Source organism: Streptomyces siamensis, assembly GCF_039543605.1.
In the GTDB taxonomy this organism is placed as follows: domain Bacteria; phylum Actinomycetota; class Actinomycetes; order Streptomycetales; family Streptomycetaceae; genus Streptomyces; species Streptomyces siamensis.
Genome location: NZ_BAABKB010000021.1, coordinates 473,554 through 490,768 on the forward strand (window position 1 = coordinate 473,554; position 17,215 = coordinate 490,768).

Below are 17,215 nucleotides of genomic sequence, written 5' to 3' on the forward strand. Positions count from 1 at the left end.
GCACCAGGGCCGCGCGGGCGCGGCCGGGTGCTGTCGAGGTGAGGGAGAAGGGGTGTCAGGTGCCGGAGGCCGCGGGGGGTGCCCGCCCACGGTCATGGTGGGCGTGAGGCTGGGAGGAGGGAATGTGCCGGCTCGGCGTCGGGAACCGCGCGGAGCCGGGTGGGGCGACGTTCGTGCTCTGAGGGCGGACGGCGACGTGGCAGCGCGGAGCAGGGTGCTCGTGGTGCGGCTCTTGACGGGTCGTCGCTCGGAGGACGCAGAGGGTGTCGCATCCTTCGTCGGCGCGTGACCCGGTGTCCAGGTGGTGGCCTGTTGCTGCCGCCACGTCGGTCGCCAGGCCGCCCGTCGTCGCGGGTCCGGCGAGGCCGAGCGCGACGAGCAGCGTGAGGACGGCGGTCGCCAGTACCGCGACGACGGGATGCCGGGCGCTCCTCGTGCCGGGGGCGACGCGCGTCGCGTGGTGCATGCCTCGTCCCCTTTCCTCGTGGTGTGCGGGTGCCGGTCGGGCTCGGGTGTTCCGTACGGGAGCCGGGAGCCGGGAGCCGGGAGCCGGGAGCCGGGACCGGTAGGGAGATCAGGGCTCGATCAGGCCCGGACCGGATCGGGGACCAAGGCTCGATCAGCCCCGGACCGGAAGGAGGATCAAGGCTCGATCAAGCCGGCGCGGATGGCGTAGCGGGTGAGTTCCAGACGGTCGCGCAGGCGGAGCTTGTGCAGCAGGTTGGCGCGGTGCCGTTGCACTGTCTTGACGCTGATGAACAGCAGCTCGGCGATCTCCTTCGAGGAGTGTCCCTCGGCCACCAGCTTGAGGACCTCCTCCTCGCGGGGGGTGAGGATCTGGTCGGGGGTCTCCTCGCCGTGGCGGGCCCGGTCGAGGTAGTTGCGGATCAGGGCGGTGACCGCGCCGGGATACAGGAAGGGCTCGTCCCGCATCGCGGCCCGGCAGGCGGCGACCAGGTCCCGGTCGGCGACGGACTTCAGCACATACCCGCTGGCTCCGGCCTTCAGGGCCTGGAAGAAGTACTGCTCGTTGTCGTGCATGGTCAGCATCAGGATCCGCAGATCCGGCTTGAGGGCCGCCAGTTCGCGGGCGGCCTGCAGGCCGGTCATGCGGGGCATGGCGATGTCGAGCACGGCCAGGTCGACGTCGTGCGTGCGGGCCAAGCCGACGGCCTCGGCTCCGTCACCGGCCTCGGCGACCACTTCGAGGTCCGGTTCCTGATCGAGGATGAGCCGCACACCGCGGCGGACCAGGGCGTGGTCGTCGGCGAGCAGGATGCGGATCGTGCCCGTTCCCGTCCTGGGGGTCATGGTCGTGTCGGGCATCGTCAAGGCTGCTTCCTGGGTACGGGCGCGGTGAGCCGGACCTGGGTGCCGGTCCCGGTGCCGGTGCTCGTGCCGGTGCTCGTGCGGGGCGCCGGGGCGATCTCGAGGCTGCCCCCGATGAGCAGGGTCCGCTCGCGCATGCCGCGGATACCGGCGCCCTCACGGGGGGCCTGGATACCGCAGCCGTCGTCGGTGACCGTCAGCACCACATGGTCGTCCCTGTGACACAGGGCCACGGTGACCCGCTGGGCGTCGGCGTGGCGGGCGACGTTGGTCAACGACTCCTGGGCGACGCGGTACAGGACCAGTTCCGTCTCCGGCGCGAGGGCCGGAAGGTCGGCGCAGAAGCGGCGGGTGACCTGCAGCCCGGTGTGGGTGGCGAAGTCCTCGGTGAGCGAGGTCAGAGCGCTGACCAGACCCAGATCGTCCAGCACGCCGGGTCGTAGCCGGCGCACCAGACGGCGGACCTCGTCCAGGCTCTCCCGGGTGATCTCCTGCATCTCCTGCAGCTCCTCGCGCAGCGGCGCGGGAGCGTCGTCCGCCGCGCGCTTGAGGCCCAGCAGAATCGCCGTCATGCTCTGGCCGACCTCGTCGTGCAGTTCCTGGGCGATGCGGCGGCGTTCGGCTTCCTGGGCCAGCAGTGCCCGGGCACTGCTGGTGGCCCTCTCGTGTTCCAGCCGCTCCAGCATCGCGTTGAACGCGCGGATCACCTGGGCGACCTCGCCGCCGCCGGAGGCGGGCAGGCGCTGGCCCGGACGCAGCAGGTCCACGGTGGTCATCAGATGGGTGAGCCGGTCCAGCGGGGCCAGACCGAGCCGCAGCAACGCGGCGTTGGCGACCAGCATGACGGCCAGACCGCCGACCAGGATGACCGCCTCGGTGAGCAGAACCGGCACGGAGACCGTCACCGGAGCCCACAGCAGCAGCGCCGTGGCTGTACCCAGCACCACGGCGTTGAGTGCGAACATCCGCCAGAACAACGACACCGGCCCTACGCCTCCCCTTCTCGCTTCACCTCCACTATGCAGCCCGCCACATTCACGGTGGCGGGAGCCCGAAGTGATCTTCAGGACAGCCTGCCCCGTCCCGAGCGCCCCGTCGATGGGGCCCAGACCCCATTTCCCTCGGCGCGCACCACCCACGAAGGTGCCGCATGCATCCCGTGGGCCTGCGCAAATGGGGTCCGCGCCCGATAGGTACCCGTCGTCGGCCCGGCCAGGGTGGAAGCCACCAGAAGCCAGTCGGCGGGCGGCCCGGGCACAGCCACCGGGAAGTTCGTCGTCCGGCACCCACCCGCGCCGTACCGCGCGTGTGGCACGTCCTCGAGAACAGGATCGACGATGTCCCTCGATGTCACCCGGGCCGAACCCCACCTGCATGAGGCACGACAGCGCCTGGAACACGCCCGCAACTCCCGGCTGGCGCAATTGCAGGCCCTCGACGGGACCGGACAGACCTCGGACGACTACCTGCTGTCCGAGCAGAAGGCCGCGATGCAGCGGGCCCTGAAAGAGATCGAGGGAGCCTTCGCCCGCATCGCGAACGGCACCTACGGAACCTGCCTGGGCTGCGCGAAGCCCATTCCCGCGGAACGGCTGGAGATCCTCCCGTACACCCGCTTCTGTGTCGCCTGCCAACGCCGCACCACCTGACCACCGTCCGTTCCGATCTCCCGCGTCATGCCCTCGAAGGGGTGAAGTGGTGAACCACCAGACCATCAGCCGGAGCACGGCACAGCTGTCGGCCGACGACCTTGCCGTCCTGCGCGAGAACCTGCACGAGCAGCGCCTGTTCCGCCAGGAGCAGCTGCAGCAGCTCTCCGGACCGGTCACCTCCCGTATCGAGGACCGGCTCCTGCAGCAGGCCGCCTCCCAGATCGAGGTTCACATCAAGCTCGCCGCCTCCGCCCACATGGTCCTCGCCGACGTCGAAGCAGCCCTTGCCCGGATGGACGACGGCACGTACGGCACCTGTCACCTGTGCCGACGCCCCGTCGAGCGGGAACGGCTGCTGATCGTGCCGCAGGCCCGCTACTGCGCCCGCTGCCAGCAGGTCAAGGAGGCCATCCCATGACCGGCACGTCCCACCCGTACGCCGCCGCCGCGCACCGGGCCTGGCCGATCGCCCGGCGGCGCTGCGGCATAGCCCTGGACATGGGCAGCGCCCGCACCCGCGCCTGGATCGCGGGCAGAGGCGTAGTCGTCGACGTGCCCACCGTGACCTTCCCCGGAACCGGCGCGGTGCACCCCATCCAACGCGGCACCATCATCGACACCCCGGGGTGCGCCCGAATGCTGCAGCGGCTGCTCGCCGACCGCCTGCCCCGCTTCACCCGCCCCATGGTCATCGTCACCACCCCCGTCCTGGACGGCCTCGCCTACCGCACCCAGGCCCGCACCGCAGTCGCCGTGTTGAGGCCGTCCAGTGTCCTGACCGTGCCCAGCGCCCGGGCCGTCGCCGTGGCGGCCGGTGCGGACCTGTCCTGTCCGCTCATGGTGGTGGACATCGGCGCCCACCTCACCGAGGCGGTACTGCTGGACGACGGCGCCGTCACCGACGCGCGCCGTACCGCACTCGGCACCAGCGACCTGGACGCATCGACCACTCCCGAGGAGATCGCCGAGGCGGTGGCCTCCATGCTGGCCGAGATGCTCCGCCAGGACCGCACCTCGCTCACCTTCGACGCCCTCCACCGCGGCATCCTCCTGGCCGGCGGAGGCGCGCTGCGACCCGATATCACCGATCACCTCACCGGGCGGCTGCACGTGCCGTTGCGCGTGGTCCCGGCCCCGCACACCGCAGCCGTCCGTGGCGCCGCCAAGCTGCTGCAAGCCGCCTGCAGCCACCCCTCCGTCTCCGCCTCCTCCCCGCCGACTGTCCGCCCCTGACCGAGGCCTGTCCCCGATTTCCTCGGCACCCCGCATTCACTGCGTCCACCGCCGGAAGGAGGACACATGCCCGGCCGCCTACCCTCACCACCCCCTCCGCAGGAGCTACCGCGGGTCGTGCTGTGGCGTCGGCGGCGCAACCCCCTGCGCCGCCGCAGCGACCTGGTCCAGGCGTGGATCGGCCTCGGCCTTCTCCTGGCCGCCCTGACAGCCGCCCCGGCCGCCATGTTCCTGGGCGGCGACGCCGCCTACCGCCACTACACCCGCACCGCCCGGCACCAGGCCGAGACCCGCCACCAGACCACCGCCGTCCTTCTCGAAGACGTCCCCCGCCACCCCGAACCCGGCTCCGCCGAAGCCAAGGAGACCCGCTACCCGGCCAAGGTCCGCTTCACCGATCCCGAGGGACACACCCACACCGCCACGACCGACGTCCAGCCGGCACTGCCCAAGGGCAGCACCGTCCGCGTCTGGGCCGGCACCGACGGAAAGGTCACCGACCCGCCCCTGAGCCCCAGCCAGATCCGCAGCCGCGCCATGAGTTCAGGCATCGTCGCCGCCCTCGGCGTGCACGCCACCGCGGCCGCGGCCTACGGCATCGCCACCCGCATCCTCCACCGCCGCAACCTCGCCGCATGGGACACGGCCTGGGCTGATACGGCACCCCGCTGGACGACATCGTCGTAGCCCCCGACCCACGAGGAGTTCTTCCCCCGACCGAGCTTTCCCGTCCTCCGTTCCTCGCAACGGCCGCAGCGGTGATCGAGCAGAGGTGGACGGCCCGTACGACCGTCGACAGCCGCCTGTTCAGGCACACACCTGATTGACGCGGAGATTGTCTGGGCCTGTCGCGGATCGCCCTCTACCCTCGGTGCCCGACCTCGGCCTCTTCCCCCAAGGAGGGCGTATGAAGAAGAGACGCGCAACGAACGGCACCGGCTCACGGCGTTCAATACATGGCACCGGCTTACGGCGTTCAACGGCCGCTCTGGTCGCTCTGCTCCTCGTCGCCGCGGCACTGGCGATCGGTGGCGGACCGGCTCAGGCGGCACCGGCCGCGCCGGCGGGCCGGGCCTCGGCGGCGACGGTGGACCTGTCGCGGTGGATGGGCGAGATGCACGGTTATCTCGACGACCGGCCGCTGAACGGCATCGCGATGCCCGGCAGTCACGACTCCGGCAGTTGGAGCATCCCGGCCGACCCGGGCCTGTGCACGAGCGGCTGGTCCTACGACGCCGCCTCGCTCGACCCACGGTTGGCGGCCAGCATCTCGCGAGCTCAGAGCAGCAGCCTCACCGGCCAGCTCGACGAGGGCGCCCGCTATCTCGACCTGCGGCTGTGCCGGGAGGGCGGGCAATGGAGGACCTTCCACGGCGCCCCGATGGGAGGACTGTTCTTCGACGGGCCCTCGGGTGAGGCGGCCTCGGTCAAGCGCTGGATCGACGACCATCCCTCGGAAGTGGTCGTCATCAGTGTGTCGGCCGCCGTTCCTGCGGGCGCCGACGCGGGCGAGCCGATCACGAGGCTGCGCGACCTGTTCGGCTCCCGGGTCGCGACCCGGACCGAGCTGTCCGCGACCTCCCGCTACGGCGACTTCGTGAAGGCCGGGAAGAACGTCGTGCTCATCGACTCCTCAGCAGCGGTCGACCAGCCTTGGGCCTGGCACGCGGACAGCATCTCCGACCGCGGCAGCTACCCGACGGCGAACCCGTCCTGGTGGGAGATCCTCAAGTCCTTCTTCAGCGGAAGCCCGCCCCAGCAGATCTACGATCAGACACTGACGCTCAACGAGAAGGCCCTCGCCCGCGACCCCGGCGCCGACCAAGGACGACTCTTCGTCCTGTCGAGCATCGTCCAGCCGGATCTGCAGATACCCCAACTGTTCATGATCCGGCTGCTGTCACCCTTCTTCCCGGCCTCCGTACGGGACAACTACCTCATGCATCTCGCGAACGGCCTCAACCCCCAGCTGGTCACCAAGTTGCAGACACAGTGGCGGTCGCCTGAACTGGCCCGCAACATGAACATCGTGGCGATCGACGACCTGGGACACCGCCCGCAGGGCGACCTTCAGCGCGCCGTCATCGACATCAACACGCTTGCAGGCCACGCCACCTGACCGACTGCGGCCTTTGCCCGGTTCGCGACGGCAGGCACTCCTGCACAGGGCGAAGCCCCGGACGGCATGCGGTCCGGGGCTTCGACGCGTTCAGTGAGCCCGTCGTACCGGCCCACTGATGCCGGGTGGTTGCCGGCTTCGAGGGCTGGGGTCGGTGACTGTCCGGGGGTCGGTGTCAGCGGGCCGCAGTGGCGGCCTGCCGGATCAGGTCCACGACGGCGTCGGGGCGGGAGACGGAGACGGCATGGGAGGCGTTGATCTCGACGGTGCGGGAGTGCGCGCGCTCGGCCATGAAGCGCTGCGCGGACGGCGGGATGTTCTTGTCCTGGGTGGCGACGAGGTACCAGGAGGGGATGGTCTTCCAGGTGGCTTCGGTCGCCCTCTCCTCAAGGGCCGAGGCGGCCACAGGGCGCTGGGTGGCGGCCATCAGGTCGGTCTGCGCGGTGGGTACGTCGGCGGCGAACTGGTCGTGGAACTTCTCGGTCTTGATGTAGAGGTCGGTGCCGGTGGTGCCGTCGGCGAGAGGGAAGGGCACCGGGTTGAGGTTCTCACCCAGGGTGCTGCCCGGGTACTTGTCGGACAGTTCCAGCGCGCTCTCACCCTTGTCCGGGGCGAAGGCGGCGATGTAGACGAGCGCCTTGACCTCGGGGGTGTCGGCGGCGGCCTCGCTGATGACGGCCCCGCCGTAGGAGTGGCCGACGAGCACGATCGGGCCGTCGACGCTCTTGAGGACGCTGTGCAGGTAGGCGGCGTCACCGGCCAGCGTGCGCAACGGGTTGGCCGGGGCGATGACCGGATAGCCCGCCTGCTTGAGGCGCTTGATGACGCCGTTCCAGCTGGAGGAATCCGCGAACGCGCCGTGGACCAGTACGACGGTGGGCTTCGGGCCGGCCGGGTGGTGCCCGCTCTTGGTGGCGCTCGCCGAGGTCGAGGCCGCCAGGGACAGGGCGGCCAGGGCGGCGAGGGAGCCCGCCAGGGCGGCCTGGGTGCGGATCGGCCGGAGCAGGGACTTGAGGTTCATGGCGGATCTCCTTCTGGTCGGCGGGCGTTGACGGCAGCGCCCCGTTCTGCCGCCCTGGGCTGGTGCCCGGGGCGACACGGAGAAACCTAGCGAGCATTTAGATTGTGCGCAACTTAATCGAGTACGTGGAGCCTGGGCTGCGAATCCTCCGACGCTTTCCGTTCCGACTGCCGACCGGTACGTCGGCAGCGCGGACCGGCCCGCGGCATCCACCACCCCACCCATGGGAGACGGCGGCCTGGCCGGACGACGGGCTGTGCTTGCGGGTCAGGTGAGACGCGTGAGGTCGGCGCGGCAGCCGGTCGGCAACTCCTCGTCGTCGGCGATGCTTTGGAAGCGGCCGGTGCGGCGAAGCAGTGCGAGTTCCGCCTCGATGCGGGGCCGTCCCCCAGGGGCATCCGGCCGTGGGGCGGGAATGCCTGCCGGGTCCGGGCTGTTGTGGGGAGTGTGGTCGTGGAGGGGACAGTGTCCCCGGGCCTCACCTATCGCCTGTAGGGACGATCGTTCGGCTGAAGCCCTGCAGTGCCTTTCGCCGCGTAGGCGACCGCCCTTCACGACCGCGTCTTCGTCTGTGACCCCGGCCGGGCATCCCGGCCGGGGTCACACGCATATCCGGGTACGGGAATACGTCGGCACCTGCGGCCGCGGCCATCACCAGAACGCGGCGGGTGCGCAGGCGATCGCATCGGGCCCGACGTATCGTCCGGGCCGCCCGCGGACCGGCGAGGGCGGACGGCGGGCCCGGATCGACGACGGCCACCCGTCGGCTCGCGCCGACGGGCCGGCCTCTATCGCGCCTGCGGTGGGAGCCCCAGTTCGTCCAGCGACTGCCCGGTGGCCCAGCGCTGGAGCTGGTGGCCGTCGAGGAGGTGGAGGCCTTCCTGTCGGGACGCCCAGAGCACGTCCGCGCGGCTGAAGTCGCCGCGGTGGACGATGATGCTGGTCGGCCGGCCTGTGCCGGGGCGGCCCGTCTCTCGTAGGGGAGCGGGCCCGCTGATGGTCTCGTCCCCACCCGGCGCCGACACGGGGCGGAACGCGACGTCGAGTTCGCGGCCCTGCGCATCGTGGGCATACAGGCGCGGCCGCCCCTTCCGCGCGGTCAGGTCGACCACCTGATAGCCGTCACGCCGCAGCATGCGCGTAGCCGCCACCACGAGGCCCTGGTCGTCGAGGTCGGTCAGCTCCGCCGCGGTGTAGCGCCCACCGCGCCGGCGGACGACTCCCCGGCGCAGACGCAGCCCTGCACTCCCGCCGATCGCGGCCAGGAGCAGAGCGAGCGCGAGGCAGGCGACGCCCTGCGTGCGGTAGAGCCAGACGAACCCCAGAACGGCCGCGAGTACGGACAGGCCGAGGCCTGCGAACACCGGCAGCACGTCGCGCAGTTCGGGCCCGTACCGGCCCTGCGCCCGCAGCTCGGAGACCGCGCGCCGACGCTGGGACCGCCGGGAGTCAGGCATGGAAGGCCCCCGCCTGATGAGGCACTCCAGGCCGCCACCATCGCACCACCACGGTCAACTCCCCCCACCGCCCGTTCCGTCGTCCGGTACAGATACCCGATCACCCCGGCCGCCCGCCAACCGGGAGGGCCGCGGGCGCGGCGCTCGATTCCGCGTCGGCAGATGGACGGGCCACGCGCCGTGTCAGGAGGACAGCCTGCCCGCGACGACCTCCGCGGCCTTCTTGGCGATGTCGCATGTCTGCGCGGGGTCGTCGCCTGCCGTGACGGTCACGCGCACGTATTCCTGCGTGGTCACGTCGAGCGAGACCGAGCAGTCCGTCGTCTCGCCGGAGGTGTTCTGCTTCATGACCGCCTTGTGTCCGCCGATGTCGGGCAGGGCTTTGGCCTGCGAGCTGTGGAACTCCAGGTCGTGGACTTCCGCGCCGCCGTCGTTGATCTCGACCGCGAAGTCGTAACCACTGCACGTCGGTTTGCCCGGGATGGACAGCTTCGTGGGCTGGGTGTAACCGTCCTGGCTGAGCTGCGGTACATCGGCGGGCTTCAGCAGGGTGCACGGATCGACGCCGGCGAGCGGTGTACCAGTCCTGCCCTTGCCGGCACCGCCCCCTTGCGCGGCCGAGCTCCCGCCGGTTCCGTTGTCCGGTCCGCCGGAGCCCTTGTCGCTGTCGCCGCAGGCCGCGAGCCCGAGCACGCAGGCCAGGACCGTGGCCGTCATCACCACACGTCGCATGTTCATCCCCCGTGATTCCACTGTGGTCCGGATCGTACCGAAGGGAGATTCCGTCGGTCCCACGCTCCACGGGCGCACGATGCGCAGCGCAGTACGACGCTCCCTCGCCGGAACCAGGGTCCCACTGTCCTCAGCCGAAACCCGTTCACGGGGGCTCAGGCCGCCGCAGATCTCCACAACCTGCTCGACATATCCGGCAGCGGGGGCGGAGCGGCGGACAGGTCACACCTCGGCCAGGCCGAGTTGGCGCAGCATGCCGAGTTCGTCGCTGCTGCCCCAGCGCTCGGCGAGCTTGCCGTCGCTGTCGAAGCGGCTGATCTGCATGCCCCGGTAGCTCACCTTCTTGCCGGTCGCCGGGTGCCCCCTGAGCGGTCCCAGGTGCGTCCCGGTGATCGTGTAGGCGAAGGCCAACTCGTCGTCGGTGGCCAGCAGATGCTCGACCTCGACGTGCAAGTCGGGGAAGGCCGTGCGCAGTTCACCGAACATGGCCTTGTATCCGTCGGGCCCTTGAATCTGTCCCGGCGCGGGATCGTGGTCGACCGAATCGGGTGCGACGACCGTGTCGAGGGTGTCCAGGTCGCCGGTGACGACGGCTTCTGCGAAAGCGGTCTGCGCGGCGATGTTCGCTTGCTGAGCCATGGGAACTCCCGGGCGCGTCCGCGGCACCGGCCTGTTCGTCGGCCGAGAGGTCAGCGCCTACGCCGTACAACGACCGTACCTCGGCCGAACGCCCCCGGCATGTCTGTGAGGCAGGCCTCCGGTGCCGAGATCCGGGGCTGCGCCATACAGCATCCAACAGAGCGTTCACATTCAATCCATTGCAACGAAAGGCGACAGGCGTGTTGCATTCCCTCCAGAATCGTTGCAACGAATTCCCTCAATCTACCTGGGAAGATGGCGTTCCTGCGCAACAAGCATGTTGTTGGATTAGTGAATGCAACGTAGCTTTTCCACTGCCGGAAACGGCGGGCCGCAAGGGTCCGCGCCGGCAGACGAAGGAGCTACGTCATGCAGAAGTTCGCCACCTCCGCCCCCGTCCAGGCCGTCGTCACCATCCCCGCCGGACGCATCCAGCTGATCGCGGCCGACCGCGCCGACACCACCGTCGAGGTCCTGCCCGCGAACGCCGCCAAGAGCCGTGACGTGAAGGCCGCGGAACAGATCCGGATCACCTACGACGACGGTGTCCTGCGCGTCGAGGCCCCGGAAGTACAGAACCGCATCCTCGGGCCCTCCGGATCCGTCGAGGTGACCGTCCAACTGCCGACCGGTTCCCGCGTGGAGGCGTACGCGGCTGGTGCGGAGTTCCGCGGCGTGGGGAGCCTGGGTGACGTCTCCTTCGAGGGTGGCTACCGCACGGTGAAGATCGACGAGGCCGCGAGTGCTCGCCTTGCGGGTCTGGACGCCGACATCGTCATCGGCCGCCTGAACGGACCCGGTGAGATCAGCACCCGGAAGGGCGACGTGACCGTCACCGAGGCCGTGCGCGGCACGCTCACCCTGACCACGCAGATGGGCGACGTCACCGTCGGCGCCGCCCGCGATGTCTCTGCAACCCTGGACGCCGGGACCGGTTACGGCCGGGTCGACAACACCCTGAAGAACGACGGCACCCCGGCCCTGACCATCAAGGCGACCACCACCCACGGCGACATCACCGCCCGCAGCCTCTGAGGGGCGGGGTGTCCCTCGCGGTCCGTGCCCCGACGCAGCACGGGCCGTGGCCGGCTCAAGGCACCATCGCCGCTCGTCGAGGACGAACCTGGAAGGCGGAGGACTGTCGATGGTCATCCGGCCGCGTGCCGCCTTCCACTCCCTCAAGGCGGGTGAAGTGCGCGCGTTCGGGCGGCCCGGGGCTCAGTGCTCGGGTAAGCGCCCGGACCGCCACTCAACCAAGATGCCCCAGGCCCGTACCTGCCTCCACGCCGGCGCGGCCAGGCGAGTGACGGCGGTGCCCAGCGGGTGACGCCGGCCCCTCAGGAACGTCGATCGAGCCACCCGCGCTCTGCCGCGAGCAGCCCGATCTGGAAGCGTGTCTGCGCCCCGAGGGCACTGCCCGCGTCGCTGACGTGTTTCTGTACGGTGCGGCGGCTTATCCCCAGAGCCCGGGCGATGGAGTGGTCCTTCATGCCGGTCGCCATCAGCTGGAGGATCTCGTGGGTTCGCTCGTCGATCTGTGCTCCCGGAGAGTGGCTCTCCGGTACCGGCCGATCGATCCGGGTGTCGAGCGAAGCGGGTGTCGCGTGTTCCCACACGATCTCGAACAGCGTGGCCAGTGCCGACACCAGGGCGGGGGAGTGGACCACCAGCGAACCCGCCGCCGGCCGGTCGAAGCGAGTCGGCAGCAGCGCCGTGGTCCGGTCGAAGACCACCAGCTTGGTCGGCAGGTGTGACGCCAGCCGCAGTTCCCCGCCCCCGGCCGTTCCCCGGATCGCCGTCTCCAGCGACAGCGCATCGGCGAAACCGTCCGTCTCGTACACCGATCGAAGACGCACGCCGGATCCCACGGCGATCTCCTGCCCGGACCCTTCGGGGGCCGTGACATACGGCGGTTTCGCGAGGTGCAGGACCTCGTCCCGGCTGTCCTGCAGGAGTCGGGCGTAGCGCGCCGACACCTCCTGGCCGTCCTCCAGCAGCTCCACCAGATGCGCGGACCGTGGGCCTGAGGCCGCTTCGTATGCCGCGTACAGGCGTTCCGCCAAGTCTTCGGCACGGGCCAGTTCGGACCGCCGGCGTGCGAGCAGCGCTCCGACCGACGAGCGGGGCGGGCTCGCCGCCCAGCGTGCCGGTCGATCGCCGGTGCGTATCGCCAGCGAGGCCTTCTCCAGGCTCTGCAGTGCGTGTTCGGCCTCAGGCGGAGATATGCCGACGGCCGCGGCCACCGCGGTGGCGTCGGTCGGCCGCAGGCCCACCAGTTGCTCCAGCACCCGCCCTTCGAGCCCGCTCAGCCCGATTCCCGTCCAGTCGCTGTCCGACGTGAGGTCCATCCGGTGTGACACTCCCACGCGCCTGGACTCGGGCCGCACCCGAGTCGGATCTTGCTCGACCGGGCTCGATCGTAGATCGTCGCGCGCCAGGTGCGGAGCGGTGCGGCGCCGAGGGGCGCCGCACCGCTCGTCCTCTCGTGCGTTGTCAGCCGCGGTGCACCAGTCTGAAGTCCTTCCAGACGGCCTGGTCGGCGCGCACTACCGTCGTGTGCGTGAGTGTCGCGTGATCGGGCGCGGCGGCACGCAGAGTGTGCCGGCCGGGGTGGGCCAGGAACAGGATGTAGAGACCGTCACCGATGGCCGGGTCCTCCGGTGTGGCGGCGGTGATCGCCTGGTCGTCCGGGGTGGCGGTGTCGACGACGGTGGCGCCGACCAGCCCGGATCCGGTGCCCGCTGTCCGGACCGTACCGACAGCCAGGCCGCCCGGGACGGCTTGCAGGGAGCGGGCCTGGACGGTCACGTCGTCGATGGCCCAGTAGTACCCCCAGTCCGCCACGAAGTGGAAGCGCAGCCGCACGGACTCCTTTCCGGCGAACTGCCGCAGCGGTACACGGACCGTCAGATGGCCGACCGTGTCGCTCACCTTCGGGCCGGCCCACACGTTCTCCCAGCTGGTGCCGCCGTCCGTGCTGGCGTCCACCGTCATGTGCTGCTGGGTGAGGTTGGCCGTGTAGGCGGTCTTGAAGCTGAGCTCCGCGGACTGAGCGTCCGACAGGTCGTAGGCGGGGGTGACCAGTTCACTGTTCTGGTGCGGTCCGAACGGTCCCTGGTCGCTCTCCACCACGGCGAAGGAACCGCTGCCGCCGGTGGTGTTCCCGCGCTGGATTGGATCGTCGAACTGCCAGCCGTTGCTGGTGCCGTCGGCGTTGGACACGGACCATCCGGCAGGTGCGTGGTCGGGGGAGTCGAACGCCTCGGCGTGGTCGGTGCGGCGTGGCGTGTAGCCGACGGCGTCGGCCGCGTCCGGGTCGGCGGTCAAGGCCATGCGGGCGGTCACAGCTGTGCTCTTGACCGTGACCGAGCGGGTGAGGGGTTCGTAGCCGGGCAGGGCGGCGGTGACGTCCAGCTTGTAGTCGGCTCCCTTGGGCAGTGCGATGTCGTACTCACCCGTCACCGGGTCGGTCCAGGCCGGGGCCTCGGGCGATCCTTGGACGGAGAGCCGGGCGTAGAGCGGCCAGCCGTGACCCGAGCCGTCCTTCACCGTCCCGCGGACGTGGACACGCGGTGTCGGCCGGAGCGTGAAGTCGTGTGTCACGGTCTGGCCGTCGGCGATGTCGACACTCAACGGGTCTGTGGTCCTGTAGCCGAACCGCGTCACGGTCAGGCCGTCGACGCGGCCGGCGGGCAGGTTCAGGGTGTAGGTGCCGTCCTGACGGGTCGTGGCGACGTCGGCGCCTGACCCGACGGTGGCCCCGGCGACCGGCTTGCCCGTCGACGCGTCCTTCACGACGCCGGAGAGGGTGCCGCTCGGACCGCTGCGGAAGGCGGCCAGGCCGCCGGGCGTGCCGAGTCCGGTCGGACCGTCGTAGCCTGAACCCGCCGTGCACAGGTACGCGGTGTCGCAGGTGCCGTTCGACCCGCTGGTGATGTCGTTCAGACCCGCGCCGCCGGCGGCGTAGGGGTAGGAGTTGGGGTAGGTGCCGGGGCGCGGGGAGCCTGCAAGGGCGTAGACGGCTGCGATCACGGGGGTGGCGACGCTCGTGCCGCCGTAGCGCTGCCAGCCCGTTCCGGTCGAGCCGAAGGTGGAATAGACGGCAACGTTGTCAGCGACGGCCGAGACGTCGGCGACGCTGCGTCCCGCGCAGCCGGTGTCGGTCTGGAAAGCGGGCTTGGCCTGGTGGGTCGCGCATCCCGAGCCCGGTCCGTAGGCGTCACGCTTCCAGACGGTCTCGGACCATCCACGCGGGCTGGCGGGGTCGGCGACCAGGTTCGTGCCGCCGACCGCGGTCACCGTGGACAGGCTCGCGGGGAAGGAGACTCCGTAGCCGTAGTCGCCGCTCGCGGCGACCACCGCGACACCGGGGTGGTCGTACGAGGCGCCGTAGGTCGGCTGGTCGCTGTCGAGGTCGCCCTGCCTGCCGTAGGAGTTGGAGACGAACTTGGCGCCCATGGCGACGGCTCTGTCGACGCCGGCGGCGAGACGGTCGAGCCCGTCGTTGTCGGTCTCCACGAGGAGGATGTGCGCCTGTGGCGCCGCGGCCGACACCATCTGGAGGTCGAGGGCGATCTCACCGGCCCAGAGCTCGTTCGACCTGGGGTAGTCGGTGCCGCCGCGCTGGTCGACCTTGGTGAAGCAGCCGTTGGCGGTGGTGCAGGGCGGCAGCCCGTACTGGGCGCGGTAGACGGCGAGGTCCGCCTCCGCGTTCGGGTTGTCGTAGGCGTCGACGATGGCGATCGTCTGGCCCGCCCCACCGTCGGCGGGCAGGTTGTAGGCGCTCTGGATGTCCTGCGCTCCGAGCCCCGCGGGAGGCACCGCCGCGCTCGCACGGGTTGCCGGAGCCGGCTCGTCCGCACGCATGGCATAGCAGGCCGCGTGGCCCTTGGCCGGCGTGCCGCAGACGGGTACGAGGTCGGTGTCGGGCGCGTCGGCAGCGTCGGTCGTGCGCAGCCTCGTCGAGGCTGTGGCCGGACTCGGGTCGGCGCCTGCCGCCTGGGCGGTGGGCTGGACACCGAGCAGGACCACAGCGGCGATGCCCAGGGCCGCGGCACCGCGGCGCAGGACGTGAGAAGCGGGCGGCCCGCTTCTCACGCTCTTGGATATTTTCACGTATCACCCGTCGTGACATGGCCTTGAAGAAAAGGCCGGTGGCAGTGAGCGCGCATACGTCGATGCGCAGCGCCCTATTAGTTGTCGCCGACAGGTGGCTGTCAATGAATTCGCTGATACGGGTGCAGGTCTTGAAACTTCCTTGCCGGAAAAAGCGGGCACGACGGGAGTTTTGTCGTTCCGGGCCGACGGGCGAGCGGGCCGAGGTGCGGTCGGGCCTGGCACCCAGGCGCGACTCATCGCGTCAAAGTCAGCGAGATGCAGGAGCGTTGCGGCCTTTGGCCCGATCCATGGAGCCGTGGGGAGATGGTCTCGGGCTCGGTCTTCCCACTTGTGCAGTCGCGCGAATGTCACCTGTTGCCGCCATTGTCGCGGCGTCCGGACGGCTGCAGAATTACTCCGGTGCGTAGGCTGCTCGCTGGTGTTCTTGACGGTTCGGTGGGTGCGCCCTCGCTGAAACCGGATTTCTTTCGTCTCGGCCCGTGTCGTAGTCCGGGCGAAATTCGAGGGCTGTATTCGGAGGGGGCTCGCGCGCCGTCGATACGGTGAATTCCGAGCCGGTGCGGCGACCCCTGGTGACCGCTGGAGGCGATGTGGTACCGCTGGTACCATGAGGGCCATGTCCGGAGAGCCGAAGGCGATGAACCTGCGCTTCCCCGACCCCGAGCAGCGAGCCGCGATCGCGGCCGCAGCGCGGCAGGAGGGGGTCAGCATGCAGGAGTACATCCTGTCCGCCGCCTACGCCCGGGCGACCGCGGTGGAGCAGCGCTTCCTGGAAGGATTCAGGGAGTCGATGGCCCGCAGCGGCGCCGCTTTCGCGGCGGAACCCGGCGGCCTGGACCCCGATCCGAAGCAGCGGGCCGCCGAGCGCGAGGCACGGCAGGAACTCGAAGGACATGAGCCGGGGCGAGGACACGCCGCGTGACCTTGCCCGAACCGCACCCGCTCGACGTCTCCTTCCTCCTCCACGCCGCCGAATTGCTCGACGGCGACCCCCAGGTCGACGACCTGGGGCCGCTCTATGCCGCTGTCGCCCGCGTCAACGCCCGCGCGATGGAACGCGACATCTACGGCTCCCTCCACCTGAAGGCGGCCGCACTCCTGCAGACCCTGGCGAAACTGCCCTGCCTGGAGCACTCCAACGAGGCCTTCACCTGGCACGCCACCGAGGCGTACCTCCTGCTCAACGAACAACGCCTCGACTATCCGCCCAAGGCGGCCGTCGCCCTCGTACGGGACGCGGCCTCGGGCGCACTCGGTGTCGCCCGCATCGCCCGTCAACTCCGGGGCTGGGCAGCGACCTGACGCCGAGGGCCGCTGCCGCACCACACCCAGTCCGGACTTCGGCCCGCGGAAGCGGCTTCCGCGCAGTCCCCGTCGGCCACTACGTCACTACGGTGCCGCCCTGTGCCGCAGCAGAAAGTCACACAGGACTCCCGGCGAACCGGAGGTGACACACAGCTGCACTCGGCCGTCGGCGCGAACGACCGCCAGGCTCGCGTCCGGGCTCATGCCCGACGGAGGATGTTCAGGCGTGAGACTCACTGACCCGCCACGGTCGTCGAGCGACCACCGTCCAGCACCGCTGAACCCTTTGTCCGGCGACCCCTCGACCGGCAGTCCGACTGCGGAGAAGCGTCCGTCGGCGGCAAATTCGACGTGCCCGGTAAAACCGTCCTCCACATCCCAGGTCCCGAGGAGTGACGACCGGGAGGAGAGGACGGCGAACCGGGGCTGTGCCTCGTACCGGTCGATGAGACGCCAGGCGACACCAGCGACGAGCACAGCGACCAAAGAAGCGAGCGCCGCGGGACGTCGCCACCGCGTCGGCCGCAGTTTTCCCTCTCTCACTGTCACGCCCCCCACATGTCTGATCATGAACGGGGACAGTGTGCCAAAGGGCATACGGCTGGGTGTG

At 70.4% G+C, this 17,215-nt stretch carries 17 protein-coding genes; 8 read left to right on the plus strand and 9 right to left on the minus strand.

The features are described from left to right. Positions 1 to 55: 55 nt before the first annotated feature. The 3 genes from ABEB03_RS26550 to ABEB03_RS26560 form a co-directional block, all read right to left on the minus strand. Entirely contained in the window at positions 56 to 466 is a 411-nt protein-coding gene (locus ABEB03_RS26550; protein WP_345654505.1) for a hypothetical protein, read from the minus strand. A gap of 176 nt (positions 467 to 642) precedes the next feature. Further along, positions 643 to 1,326, minus strand: coding sequence for a response regulator transcription factor (locus ABEB03_RS26555; RefSeq protein WP_345654508.1), 684 nt, complete (start codon positions 1,324 to 1,326; stop codon positions 643 to 645). 2 nt (positions 1,327 to 1,328) lie between these two features. Further along, positions 1,329 to 2,312, minus strand: coding sequence for a HAMP domain-containing sensor histidine kinase (locus ABEB03_RS26560; RefSeq protein ID WP_345654511.1), 984 nt, complete (start codon positions 2,310 to 2,312; stop codon positions 1,329 to 1,331). 354 nt (positions 2,313 to 2,666) lie between these two features. Between ABEB03_RS26560 and ABEB03_RS26565 the strand changes: the two genes are divergently transcribed. The 5 genes from ABEB03_RS26565 to ABEB03_RS26585 all read left to right on the plus strand — a co-directional run bounded on the left by ABEB03_RS26565 (position 2,667) and on the right by ABEB03_RS26585 (position 6,333). Next, on the plus strand, positions 2,667 to 2,978 hold the full coding sequence (locus ABEB03_RS26565; protein WP_345654514.1) for a TraR/DksA family transcriptional regulator: 312 nt from the start codon (positions 2,667 to 2,669) through the stop codon (positions 2,976 to 2,978). Between the two features lie 46 nt (positions 2,979 to 3,024). After that, positions 3,025 to 3,399, plus strand: a complete 375-nt coding sequence (locus ABEB03_RS26570) for a TraR/DksA family transcriptional regulator (RefSeq protein WP_345654517.1) — start codon at positions 3,025 to 3,027, stop codon at positions 3,397 to 3,399. After that, positions 3,396 to 4,214: a rod shape-determining protein gene (locus ABEB03_RS26575; RefSeq protein WP_345654520.1), complete on the plus strand. Its 819-nt coding sequence runs from the start codon at positions 3,396 to 3,398 to the stop codon at positions 4,212 to 4,214. The genes ABEB03_RS26570 and ABEB03_RS26575 overlap by 4 nt, the downstream gene beginning before the upstream one ends. Before the next feature lie 66 nt (positions 4,215 to 4,280). Beyond that, positions 4,281 to 4,901, plus strand: a complete 621-nt coding sequence (locus ABEB03_RS26580) for an Rv1733c family protein (RefSeq protein WP_345654525.1) — start codon at positions 4,281 to 4,283, stop codon at positions 4,899 to 4,901. 220 nt (positions 4,902 to 5,121) lie between these two features. Further along, positions 5,122 to 6,333 (plus strand): PI-PLC domain-containing protein, encoded by a 1,212-nt coding sequence (locus tag ABEB03_RS26585; protein WP_345654528.1) that lies wholly within the window; start codon positions 5,122 to 5,124, stop codon positions 6,331 to 6,333. A 175-nt stretch (positions 6,334 to 6,508) separates the two neighbouring features. Here the strand turns inward: ABEB03_RS26585 and ABEB03_RS26590 are convergent, their stop codons facing one another. The 4 genes from ABEB03_RS26590 to ABEB03_RS26605 form a co-directional block, all read right to left on the minus strand. Next, entirely contained in the window at positions 6,509 to 7,354 is an 846-nt protein-coding gene (locus ABEB03_RS26590) for an alpha/beta fold hydrolase (RefSeq protein ID WP_345654531.1), read from the minus strand. 788 nt (positions 7,355 to 8,142) lie between these two features. Next, on the minus strand, positions 8,143 to 8,811 hold the full coding sequence (locus ABEB03_RS26595; protein ID WP_345654534.1) for a hypothetical protein: 669 nt from the start codon (positions 8,809 to 8,811) through the stop codon (positions 8,143 to 8,145). Positions 8,812 to 8,994: 183 nt separating this feature from the next. Next, on the minus strand, positions 8,995 to 9,549 hold the full coding sequence (locus ABEB03_RS26600; RefSeq protein WP_345654536.1) for a DUF3558 family protein: 555 nt from the start codon (positions 9,547 to 9,549) through the stop codon (positions 8,995 to 8,997). Between the two features lie 216 nt (positions 9,550 to 9,765). Then, on the minus strand, positions 9,766 to 10,182 hold the full coding sequence (locus tag ABEB03_RS26605) for an ester cyclase (RefSeq protein ID WP_345654539.1): 417 nt from the start codon (positions 10,180 to 10,182) through the stop codon (positions 9,766 to 9,768). Positions 10,183 to 10,551: 369 nt separating this feature from the next. Between ABEB03_RS26605 and ABEB03_RS26610 the strand changes: the two genes are divergently transcribed. Then, positions 10,552 to 11,217, plus strand: coding sequence for a DUF4097 family beta strand repeat-containing protein (locus ABEB03_RS26610; protein WP_345654542.1), 666 nt, complete (start codon positions 10,552 to 10,554; stop codon positions 11,215 to 11,217). A gap of 302 nt (positions 11,218 to 11,519) precedes the next feature. Here ABEB03_RS26610 and ABEB03_RS26615 read toward each other — a convergent pair whose 3' ends face one another. Both ABEB03_RS26615 and ABEB03_RS26620 read right to left on the minus strand, forming a co-directional pair. Beyond that, positions 11,520 to 12,530 (minus strand): helix-turn-helix transcriptional regulator, encoded by a 1,011-nt coding sequence (locus ABEB03_RS26615; RefSeq protein ID WP_345654544.1) that lies wholly within the window; start codon positions 12,528 to 12,530, stop codon positions 11,520 to 11,522. 145 nt (positions 12,531 to 12,675) lie between these two features. Beyond that, positions 12,676 to 15,279, minus strand: a complete 2,604-nt coding sequence (locus tag ABEB03_RS26620) for a carboxypeptidase regulatory-like domain-containing protein (protein ID WP_345654546.1) — start codon at positions 15,277 to 15,279, stop codon at positions 12,676 to 12,678. Between the two features lie 658 nt (positions 15,280 to 15,937). On the opposite strand from ABEB03_RS26620, the gene ABEB03_RS26625 reads away from it, so the two are divergent. Further along, positions 15,938 to 16,222, plus strand: a complete 285-nt coding sequence (locus ABEB03_RS26625; RefSeq protein WP_345654785.1) for a type II toxin -antitoxin system TacA 1-like antitoxin — start codon at positions 15,938 to 15,940, stop codon at positions 16,220 to 16,222. Beyond that, a complete protein-coding gene (locus tag ABEB03_RS26630) occupies positions 16,219 to 16,602 on the plus strand; it encodes a fic family toxin-antitoxin system, toxin component (RefSeq protein ID WP_345654548.1) in 384 nt (127 codons plus the stop codon). Before ABEB03_RS26625 ends, ABEB03_RS26630 begins: the two co-directional genes overlap by 4 nt. Positions 16,603 to 17,215: the final 613 nt, after the last annotated feature.

What these genes read in the sequence shown, in the direction of transcription:
- ABEB03_RS26550 (WP_345654505.1), bottom strand. Translation starts at nt 466, where the DNA reads ATGCACCACGCGACGCGCGTCGCCCCCGGCACGAGGAGCGCCCGGCAT.
- ABEB03_RS26555 (WP_345654508.1), bottom strand. Translation starts at nt 1,326, where the DNA reads ATGCCCGACACGACCATGACCCCCAGGACGGGAACGGGCACGATCCGC.
- ABEB03_RS26565 (WP_345654514.1), top strand. Translation starts at nt 2,667, where the DNA reads ATGTCCCTCGATGTCACCCGGGCCGAACCCCACCTGCATGAGGCACGA.
- ABEB03_RS26575 (WP_345654520.1), top strand. Translation starts at nt 3,396, where the DNA reads ATGACCGGCACGTCCCACCCGTACGCCGCCGCCGCGCACCGGGCCTGG.
- ABEB03_RS26580 (WP_345654525.1), top strand. Translation starts at nt 4,281, where the DNA reads ATGCCCGGCCGCCTACCCTCACCACCCCCTCCGCAGGAGCTACCGCGG.
- ABEB03_RS26585 (WP_345654528.1), top strand. Translation starts at nt 5,122, where the DNA reads ATGAAGAAGAGACGCGCAACGAACGGCACCGGCTCACGGCGTTCAATA.
- ABEB03_RS26590 (WP_345654531.1), bottom strand. Translation starts at nt 7,354, where the DNA reads ATGAACCTCAAGTCCCTGCTCCGGCCGATCCGCACCCAGGCCGCCCTG.
- ABEB03_RS26595 (WP_345654534.1), bottom strand. Translation starts at nt 8,811, where the DNA reads ATGCCTGACTCCCGGCGGTCCCAGCGTCGGCGCGCGGTCTCCGAGCTG.
- ABEB03_RS26600 (WP_345654536.1), bottom strand. Translation starts at nt 9,549, where the DNA reads ATGAACATGCGACGTGTGGTGATGACGGCCACGGTCCTGGCCTGCGTG.
- ABEB03_RS26605 (WP_345654539.1), bottom strand. Translation starts at nt 10,182, where the DNA reads ATGGCTCAGCAAGCGAACATCGCCGCGCAGACCGCTTTCGCAGAAGCC.
- ABEB03_RS26610 (WP_345654542.1), top strand. Translation starts at nt 10,552, where the DNA reads ATGCAGAAGTTCGCCACCTCCGCCCCCGTCCAGGCCGTCGTCACCATC.
- ABEB03_RS26615 (WP_345654544.1), bottom strand. Translation starts at nt 12,530, where the DNA reads ATGGACCTCACGTCGGACAGCGACTGGACGGGAATCGGGCTGAGCGGG.
- ABEB03_RS26625 (WP_345654785.1), top strand. Translation starts at nt 15,938, where the DNA reads ATGAACCTGCGCTTCCCCGACCCCGAGCAGCGAGCCGCGATCGCGGCC.